This window comes from Mesorhizobium sp. M7A.F.Ca.CA.002.09.1.1 (assembly GCF_003998555.1).
Taxonomy (GTDB): Bacteria; Pseudomonadota; Alphaproteobacteria; order Rhizobiales; family Rhizobiaceae; genus Mesorhizobium; species Mesorhizobium ciceri.
On the sequence record NZ_RZRR01001246.1, the window covers coordinates 1 to 1210 of the forward strand.

General features: G+C 66.3%; 1 protein-coding gene and 1 pseudogene. One reads left to right on the forward strand and one right to left on the reverse strand.

Features of this window, described 5'->3' with window-relative positions; genetic code table 11:
- The coding region (locus EN994_RS32215) for a methylated-DNA--[protein]-cysteine S-methyltransferase (RefSeq protein WP_164746454.1) at nucleotides 1-507 on the reverse strand (507 nt) is incomplete at its 3' end.
- 181 nt (nucleotides 508-688) lie between these two features.
- On the opposite strand from EN994_RS32215, the pseudogene EN994_RS32220 reads away from it, so the two are divergent.
- Nucleotides 689-1210, forward strand: a pseudogene (locus EN994_RS32220) (lytic transglycosylase domain-containing protein); the annotation flags it as partial.

Here is a 1210-nt window from a genome sequence, read left to right on the forward strand (position 1 = left end):
CAGCTTGGAGCCAATCCGGTGCCGCTGGTCATCCCTTGCCATCGCATCCTTGCCGCCGGCGGCAAGGATGCGATGGCAAGGGATGACCAGCGGCACCGGATTGGCTCCAAGGGCGGCCCCGGTTTCGCGGGCGAGCCCGGCATGGCCGGCGGTCTTGGCCAGCTCACCATAGGTGGTGGTTTCGCCGAAGGAGAGTTTTCGCGCCGCGTCGTAAATGGCGAGGCGGAAATCGTCGACGCCGTCGAGATCGACCGGTACGGCGGAGAAATCGACATCCTCGCCCGCCGCATAGGCCTTGATCGCTGCGATCAGCTCGACCACCCATGGCGGCTGCGCCGTGGAAGCGGAAACGCCACCGTGACGCAGCAGGCGCCGTTCCACCGCTTCGCGGCTGCGTTCGGGCAGGCAGAGCCGGATCAGGCCCTTTTCGCTCCAGGCAATGCCCATGAAACCGATCACTGTTTCTAACACTGCGTGGCCGGCCGTGATCGAAGCTGTCGTGACCATGATGCGTTCCTTCCCGCAAAGTGGCGAAATCCGGGATTCGTCCCAGTACATATCCGGAACAATATGGCATCGCCGCCCGCGTCTCGCCACCCGAAAACCACCTGATCGCCCCGATTGCCCGGCCTGAATCGCTGGTGTAAGGGATTTCTTAACAACCCGACAAACCGGACCCGAGCGCGGCTTGCCAGCAAAACTCAACCTTATCGCGATCGGCGTGATCCTGGCCGCCGCCGGCATCAGCGGCTGCACGTCGACCTCGCAGATGAAGTCCGCGCCTGCTCTCACCGAAACAGCGACCGCCGCCGGCGCTGATGCCGGCTTCACCGTGCCTCTGCCGGAGACGGTTTCGGTGCTGCCGGAATCATCGGGGATCGCCCCCGTTCAGACGGCCGAGCTGCCGCCCGATTCCGCCGCACAGCCGGCTGCGGCGACCGCCGCTTTTGCCGGATCGACACCGGCGGCACCAGCCGTGCCCGCGGTGATGACCGCCAATGCCTGGCAGGCGCCGCCGCCGGCAAATGCGAACGAACCGGTCAAGGCGGCCGAGACTTATACGACCGCGGGGCTGATCGTGCCGGCAACCGCCAAGGGCGACCGCATGCCCGGCGTCCAGCAGGTCGCCTATGTCGTGCCGCAGAACCCGGCGGCCCTGGTCCAGTTTCCGGCAGGGCCCGTGCAAGAAGAACACGCGACGGGCGTGCGT